Below are 7,466 nucleotides of genomic sequence, written 5' to 3' on the forward strand. Positions count from 1 at the left end.
CCTTACGGGGTGGGCGGCGGCTTTTACGCGTTCTTGAGGCCGGGGAGACCCAGGTCTCATCCGATGGGGCTCATCGCGGTGACGGTGTGTGAGATCGTCGGCCGGTGGACGACTTCCACCACCCACGTGCCCTGCGCTGGCGGCGCGGGAAGGCCTCGCCGGAGGGTTTCTTCCTGGACAGCTTCGACTACGAGCGGTTCACCGGCCTGCTGCTGTCCCCGTTCGCGATCTCCTTCGCCCGCATGGCGGTGCGCGACGGCTGTCCGTCCGATCCGGACGATCCCCGCAACCGCCGGTACGTCGAGGGCCAGCGGCTGTACCTGGCGGCCTGCGACCCGGCCCGCCGCGCCGGCCTCGTGCTCGACCACCGCTGACGTGCGGTGCTGGCTCGCTTCCCGGAACGGGTGGGCACCGTTGTGGCGAACGCGGTCCCCGAAGCCCGCACGGCGTGGTATCCACTCGTCCGTGACCGAACGAGTGCGCCCCGAGGACACGCACCACCGCAAGGGCAAGGACGCCTGGCCCGACCCGTACAGCACGATGCGGGTGCACTTCCCGATCGTCGAGAGGCTGCGCGACACCCCGCGGTCGACGTGGCGGCGCCCGGACGAGCTGCCCACCTCCGTGACCTACCTGGCGGAGGCGTTCCACGACGCCGGCTGGGACGACCTGGCCCGGCGCGCGTACTACGAGGTGATCGAGCTCCACCGGGAAGCCGGCGAGTCCGCAGGCCTGCGGCGGGCGCTCACGGCGTTGCGGACCCTGCTCGTCCAGCATGCCCAGCACGAGGAAGCGCTTCCACTGGCGGAGGAGGAACTCCGGCTGGCCGAGGAGCTGACCACCCCCGGCGACGAGGTCGCCGGCTCGGCCCGCTACTGGGTGCTCCACCTGCTCGGCGAGCTGGGCAGGCACGAGGAGTCGGCCCGCGTCGCCGGGGAGGCGGTCGCCGCGCTGCGAGAGAACCCCGGTCACGACCTCGCGCACGCCCGGTTGGAGCACGCCCGCCGCCTCGCGAAGATCGGCGAGCTGGACCGGGCCGTCGAGGAAGCCGGGGAAGCCGCCGAGTTCTGGCGGCACGCCAAGGATCCCCTCCGCACCTATGCCGTCCTCGACCAGCTCAGCACCCTCCAGCTGCGCCTCGGCCGCTTCGAGGACTCCCGTGCGTCCCACGCCGAGGCCGTCGCCGTCATCCGGAAACGGGCCCGCGACGACAGGTTCCGCACCCACCTCGCCGGCGCCCTCAACAACCACGGCAACCGCCTGCACGACCTCGGTCTCGACGAGGAAGCCGTTGTGGCGGCGAAGGAATCGGTGAAGCGGTATCGCGTACTTCTCGCGAAGACCGGGGACAGCGAGCAGCTGGAGCTGCGTCTGGCCCTCGCCCTGGTCAGTCTCGGTGCCCGCCTGCACGACGTCGACCGGTTGGACGAGTCACTGGCCGCCAACGACGAGGCCATCGCCCTGGCCTCCGCCCGCGACAGCGAGGCGGCCCGCGACGAACTGGCACGCGCCTGGACCAACCGCGCCGGCCTCCTGGTCTCCCGGCGGGCCTACCGGGAAGCCGCGGACGCCGCCGCGAAGGGCATCGAGCTGTACCGGACGAGTAACGGCAAAGCCATGGCGCGCAACACCTTCGCCGTAGCTTCGGCGCACGTGGGCGACCATGACGTCGCACTGGAAGCGTCCCTGCGATCCATCGCCGAGTACCGCGCGTGGCACGCCGAAGAGCACGACGAGTACGCCCACCTGCTCGCCGACGCCCTCACCGACCACGCGATCATCCGCGAGCTGCGTGCGGAACGGGCCGAGGCCCGAGCCGCCATCACCGAGTCCCTTGCCCTGCACGAGGAGCTCGCTGCCACCAACCCCGGCCGGTTCCGGCGCGAGCTGGACCGTGCCCGGGAGGTCGCCGCCCGGATCTAGACCACTCGCACGTCGTGGGCGGGAAGGCCGTTCCACCACCGCGCGTACCGCCGGTACACCTGCGGTTCGCGGTCGCCGAGCAGTTTCCGCAACGCCACGGCCTCGTCCGCGAGGCCGGCCCACTGGTCGTCGGTGAGCGCGTGGAACGAGGTCATCTCGATGCCGTCCTCGACCGGCCGCCACACCCCGGCCACCTGCCCGTCGACGAGCAGGGTGGGCAGCGTGTCGCCGTTGTTGCGGATGACGACCTTCCGGTACTGCTCGGGGATCATCCGGCTGCGGTCGGCGTAGGCGAGCAAGGTGCTGTCCCACATGGCTATCAGCCGCGGCGGCGCCGGGGTGTCCTCGTCCGGGACCGTCCCGCCGGGAACGTCGTAGTGGTCGCCGTCCTGGACGAGGTCCAGCAGTGCCAGCGCTTCCCGGATCGAGGTGCGGGGCAGCATGGTGAACTGGTTCATGTCGAGGACGGTCGCGGGCCCGAACCCGGTGAGGTAGCGGCTCAGCAGCTCGGCCAGTGCCGCCATCCGTTCGCGCGGCTCGGTCGGGACGGCCTGGTAGGCCGGCCGCAGCCCGAACGACCACGGTCCGCCCGTCGGCGCGTGCACGAGCCCGCCGTAGGTCCGCAGCGCCCACCAGATGCCGGGCTGGCCGACGTCGCCGGCGTGCGAGTGCAGGAGCTCCTCGATCTCCGCCTTCTGCCGCGGTGAGGAGGCGAACTCCAGCACGTGCTCGAGCAGCGCGTCGGCCTGGTCGACGGTGACGTCCATGCCCTTGAACCGCTTGTCGTACAACCGCGACGCCCGCAGCGCGGGCAACATCGCGTGGTGGAAGACCTCGTGGTCGGCGGCGGTGACGGCGTGCAGGGTGATCCGCATGAGCGACGCCTTGCGGACCGCCCCGCTCGCGAACGCCTCGTCCAGGGCGGCCGGGTCGAAGCCGGCGATCCTGTTCCACAGCGCGATGTAGGGCGAGGCGGGTTCCTGCGCCTGGATAGCGACGACCTTCTCCACCGCCGTCAGCAGGTCGACCGGCTCACGCTCCAGCAGCATCTGCCGGTGGAGCGTGGCGCGGTTGAGCTGACGTGCGGTGGAGGTCATGCCGGTGATCCTCGCTCACCGCAGCTTCGACGGCCACCAGATCCTGCCGCCGATGTCGACCGACAGCGCCGGTACGAGCAGCGACCGCACGAGCAGCGTGTCCAGCAGGACGCCGAACGCGACGATGAACGCGATCTGCGTGAGGAACAGGATCGGCAGCACCGCGAGCGCCGCGAACGTCGCCGCCAGCACCACGCCCGCCGACGTGATCACGCCGCCGGTGAGGCTGAGGCCGCGGATCGTGCCCTCGACCGTGCCCAGTTCGTGCGTCTCCTCCCGCACGCGGGTCATCAGGAAGATGTTGTAGTCGATGCCCAGTGCCACCAGGAACACGAACCCGAACAGCGGCACCACCGGGTCCGCGCCGGGGAAGTCGAAGACGTGGTTGAACACCAGCGCCGAGACCCCCATGGTGGCCGCGAACGACAGCACCACCGTTCCGATCAGCAGCAACGGCGCGAGCAACGACCGCAGCAGCAGCGCCAGCACTAGGAAGATCACGACCAGCACGATCGGGATGATCAGCAACCTGTCGTGCTCGGACGTCGTCCTGGTGTCGAGCAACGTGGCCGTGGGACCGCCGACCTTCGTGCCGTCGATGCCGTCCACCGCGGCGCGGAGCCGTTCGACGGTCGCGACGGCGGCGTCCGAGTCGGGCGCGTCCGTCAGCGTGGCCTCGATCGCGACCAGGCCGTCGGCGGTGCCGCTGGGACGCACGGTCGCGACACCGTCCACCTTGGACTTGTCCAGCACCTCGGCGGTCTTGCCCTCCGGCGCGATGATGACCGTCGGGGAGCCGGTGCCGCCGGGGAAGTGCCGGGACAGCACCTCCTGTCCCGCGACGGACTCGACGGGCGTCAGGAACACGTCGGACTGGGCGGTTCCGGAGGCTTTGAGCTGCGGCAGGAACGCGGCGCCGACGAGCAGCACGAGCGTCGTGACGATCCAGATGGCGCGGGGCTTGCCGCGCACGAACGCCGCGACCCGGCCCCAGAGCCCGCTGGTCTCGGGGTGCGGTGAGCCGAACTTGGGCGAGAACGGCCAGAACGCGGCCCGTCCCAGCAGGGCGAGGGTGGCGGGCAGGAACGTCATGGTCGTGAGCAGCGCGGCGCCGATGCCGATGGCCGCGACCGGCCCGAGCCCCTTGTTGGAGTCGAGGTCGCTGAACAGCAGGCACAGCACGCCGAGGATGACCGTGCCGGCGGACGCGGCGATGGGTTCGATCGTGCCGCGCCAGGCCGCGCGGATCGCGGCGAACCTGTCCTCGGTGTCGCGCAGTTCCTCGCGGAACCGCGACACCAGCAGCAACGCGTAGTCCGTGGCCGCGCCGAACACGAGGATCGACAGGATGCCCTGGCTTTGGCCGTTGAGCGCCAGCACGTCGTTCTTGGCCAGCAGGTACACGGCGAAGCTGGCGAGTCCGAGCGCGAACACCGCGGACACGAGCACCACGACCGGCAGCAGCGGGCTCCGGTAGACCACGAGCAGGATCAGCGCGACCACCGCTCCCGCGACGATCAGCAGCAGCCCGTCGATGCCGCCGAACGCCTCGACGAGGTCGGCGACCTGCGCCGCCGGCCCGGTGACCAGCACCGTCAGTCCCTCGGGGGCGCCGCGGGTGCCGTCGCGGAGCTCGAACACCGAGTCCTTGACGTCCTTCGCGGGGTCGAGGAGCACGACGACCTGCGCGGCCTGGTTGTCGTTCGGCGACGGGATGACCGGGGAGGCCTCGAAGCCCTCGACCTCGTCGGCGAGGTACTTCCGGTCCTCCTCGGTCAGCCCGCTCTGCCGTTCCACGACGACGATCGCCGGGATCTTGTTGTCTCGCTGGAACTTCTTCTGCAGCTCAGCGACCTGTGTGGACTCGGCGGAGTTGGGCAGGAACGCGCTGCTGTCGTTCTCGGCCACCTCCGACAGCTTGCCCGCGTACGGTCCGGTGAAGCCGCCCAGGGCCAGCCAGACGACGAGCAGGACCCCGGCCAGGACTCGCATCAGTGATTCCTTCGATCGTCGAACGTTTCGATGGCCGAACTGTATGCTGGGATCGTGAGCGACGCAACCGACTACGACCTGAGCATGCTGCTGCGCGGGTTGGTGATGGAGTCGAACCGGTTCCTGGAGATCTTCAGCGCGGCGCACGCCCTGCACCCGACCGACATGACAGCGCTGAACCTGATCATGACCACACCGATGACGCCCGGCTCGCTCGCCAAGGCCCTGAACCTCAGCGCGTCGGCCACCACGTCTGTGCTGGACCGCCTGGAGCGTGCCGGTCACGTGGTGCGTGAACGCGACCCCGAAGACCGCCGCCGCGTAGAGCTGCGCGTGCTCTCCGACGCCCAGGCCCTGGCGGCGGCGTTCTTCGCCCCGCTGGCGCGCTCCTACGCCGCCGCCTGGGAGGGGATGAGCGCGGAGGAACGCCAGGTCGTGGCCCGTTTTCTCACCGCGACGCTCGAGGCGACGGCCGAGGTGCGTTCGTCGGTCACCTGAGCCTGCCTTCGGGCAGCGTGCGGCCGCAGACCAGGAGCAGCAGGTCCTGGGCCCGCCCGCGGGTCGGCGCGCCGTCGCCGAACGTCCAGTCGAGATCGGTGGCGATCAGCTGTCTGCCGGCGAGGTCGGCCCCGAAGTACCGGACGCTGGCGGGCGTCATGGCGTCGAACACGAGCCGCAGCCGGTCGTGCGGCACCAGGCGGTCCAGGCCGAGGGCGACCGTGATGTCGAGCCCGTGGATGACGTCGTGCGACAACGCGCCCGCCGGTCCCCCGCCGGGTGGCGTCCACGGGTGGCCGACGTTGGCCTTGACGACGTCGAGCAGGTCGTTCGTGGACAGTGCCCGCGCGTCCTTGCGGGCCATGCGGTCGGAGGCGTGGTTGAACCGGCCGGCGGACTTGAGGATCTCGAGGACGACCCTCGTGCCCTTGGAGCGGTAGGGCAGGGTCGTGTGGGCGACGACGTGCTTGACCGTCCACCCCTCGCAGAGGCTGGGTGCGTCCCACTGCTGAGGCGTGAGGCTTTCGAGGAGCTCGGCCTGGTCACGTCGTTCGGCCCGGATGGCCGCGCGGATGTCCGTCATGGTGGGTGTACGTACCGGCCCGCGGAAACTCATCGGTCCGCGTAAGTTCTTCGGCGTGATCGAGGCGCTGGAGCCGTTCAGGGTGGAGCTGACCGGCTACTGCTACCGCATGCTCGGTTCCGGCTTCGAGGCCGAGGACGCCGTGCAGGAAACGTTCGTGCGCGCATGGAAGGCCTCCAAGTCGTACGACCGCTCGCGCGCGTCACTGCGAACCTGGCTCTACCGCATCGCCACGAACATCTGCATCGACATGCTCCGCAGCTCCCAGCGCCGCGCCCTGCCCATCGACCTGGGCCCGTCCGGCGGCGCTCTGGGCGCACCCCTGCACGAACAGGTCTTCGTCCAGCCGGTCCCGGACGCTCTCGTCCTGCCCGAGGACCAGGTGGTGCGACGCGAGACCGTGCGCCTGGCCTTCGTCGCCGCCCTGCAGCTCCTGCCGCCCCGCCAACGCGCGGTGCTGATCCTGCGCGACGTCCTGACCTGGCAGTCGTCGGAGGTGGCGTCCCTGCTGTCCGTCTCGGTGGCCGCCGTGAACAGCGCTCTGCAACGAGCGCGCGCAACCCTGGACGTCAGAGACCCCGGCGAGCCACTCCAACCGTCGGACCCGGTGCAGAAGTCGCTGCTGGACCGCTACTGCGAGGCGTTCGACCGGCACGACGTCGAGACCCTCGTAGCCCTCCTGCACGAGGACGCGACGATGTCGATGCCCCCGTTCGCCTGGTGGCTGCACGGCCGGGAACAGATCGCGCAAGCTCTCCGCGACCCGGCCGCGGCCTGCGCCGGCGCGTGGCTGGTGCCGGTGGCCGCCAACGGCTCCCCCGCGTACTGGCAGATGCGCCCAGGCCGGCCCGACCCGTTCGCGCTGGTGTTCCTGGACGTGCGCGACGGCTCGGTGACCGGCAGCACGACGTTCCTGGACCCGTCACCCCTGCTGCCGTTGTTTCCTTCTGTTCCAAGATCTCAAGTTGTCCACAGGTCTCCGACTCTCTGACCTGCGCTTTCTACTTTCCGGGTAACCTGTGGACAGCCGGGGAACCGAAATCGCGATCCGTTCGTTCCGCAAGGCAAGGAAGCGCGGGGGCCGGATCGCTCGGGTCAGGCCGGGGGTCCGGCAAAGGTCAGGTGGGGAGTCCAGCAAGGGTCAGGTCGGGGGTCCGGCAAAGGTCAGATGGGGGTCCGGCAAGGGTCAGGCCGGGGTCCGGTGAGAGTCGGATGAGGTTCGACAAGGGTCGGACCAGGTCCGGTCGACGTCGAGTCCGGGGCCGGCCAGAACCACCACCAAACCCGGCTGGATAGTCCTAGGCTGGGCGCCATGATCCGGATCGTGCCCTCGGACGAGGTGCCCTGGGAGGACGTCGAAGCGATCTTCGACG

7 protein-coding genes are annotated in these 7,466 nt (G+C 70.4%); 4 read left to right on the forward strand and 3 right to left on the reverse strand.

Translation table 11 applies throughout. The features are described 5' to 3' along the window. Positions 1 to 104: 104 nt before the first annotated feature. Positions 105 to 374 carry a hypothetical protein gene (locus VF330_RS07945; protein WP_330850855.1) on the forward strand — a complete coding sequence of 90 codons (270 nt, stop codon included), beginning with the start codon at positions 105 to 107 and terminating at the stop codon, positions 372 to 374. Positions 375 to 465: 91 nt separating this feature from the next. After that, the gene (locus tag VF330_RS07950; RefSeq protein ID WP_330850856.1) at positions 466 to 1,923 is read left to right on the forward strand and encodes a hypothetical protein; all 1,458 of its coding nucleotides are present in this window, start codon (positions 466 to 468) and stop codon (positions 1,921 to 1,923) included. Here the strand turns inward: VF330_RS07950 and VF330_RS07955 are convergent. Continuing rightward, positions 1,920 to 3,020, reverse strand: coding sequence for a winged helix DNA-binding domain-containing protein (locus VF330_RS07955; RefSeq protein WP_330850857.1), 1,101 nt, complete (start codon positions 3,018 to 3,020; stop codon positions 1,920 to 1,922). The two genes, VF330_RS07950 and VF330_RS07955, sit on opposite strands and share 4 nt — an antisense overlap. A 15-nt stretch (positions 3,021 to 3,035) precedes the next feature. After that, entirely contained in the window at positions 3,036 to 5,012 is a 1,977-nt protein-coding gene (locus VF330_RS07960; RefSeq protein WP_330850858.1) for an MMPL family transporter, read from the reverse strand. A 54-nt stretch (positions 5,013 to 5,066) separates the two neighbouring features. Between VF330_RS07960 and VF330_RS07965 the strand changes: the two genes are divergently transcribed. Further along, positions 5,067 to 5,510 (forward strand): MarR family transcriptional regulator, encoded by a 444-nt coding sequence (locus tag VF330_RS07965; protein WP_330850859.1) that lies wholly within the window; start codon positions 5,067 to 5,069, stop codon positions 5,508 to 5,510. On the opposite strand, the gene VF330_RS07970 is transcribed toward VF330_RS07965, so the two are convergent. After that, entirely contained in the window at positions 5,503 to 6,093 is a 591-nt protein-coding gene (locus VF330_RS07970; RefSeq protein ID WP_330850860.1) for a maleylpyruvate isomerase family mycothiol-dependent enzyme, read from the reverse strand. The genes VF330_RS07965 and VF330_RS07970 overlap by 8 nt on opposite strands. Before the next feature lie 55 nt (positions 6,094 to 6,148). Between VF330_RS07970 and VF330_RS07975 the strand changes: the two genes are divergently transcribed. Next, positions 6,149 to 7,084 (forward strand): RNA polymerase subunit sigma-70, encoded by a 936-nt coding sequence (locus VF330_RS07975; RefSeq protein WP_330850861.1) that lies wholly within the window; start codon positions 6,149 to 6,151, stop codon positions 7,082 to 7,084. Positions 7,085 to 7,466 lie beyond the last annotated feature (382 nt).

The sequence above is a fragment of the Lentzea sp. genome, from assembly GCF_036380075.1.
Taxonomy (GTDB): domain Bacteria; phylum Actinomycetota; class Actinomycetes; order Mycobacteriales; family Pseudonocardiaceae; genus Lentzea.

Coding starts and splice junctions, on each gene's coding strand:
- VF330_RS07970 (WP_330850860.1), bottom strand. CDS start 6,093: ATGACGGACATCCGCGCGGCCATCCGGGCCGAACGACGTGACCAGGCC.
- VF330_RS07955 (WP_330850857.1), bottom strand. CDS start 3,020: ATGACCTCCACCGCACGTCAGCTCAACCGCGCCACGCTCCACCGGCAG.
- VF330_RS07960 (WP_330850858.1), bottom strand. CDS start 5,012: ATGCGAGTCCTGGCCGGGGTCCTGCTCGTCGTCTGGCTGGCCCTGGGC.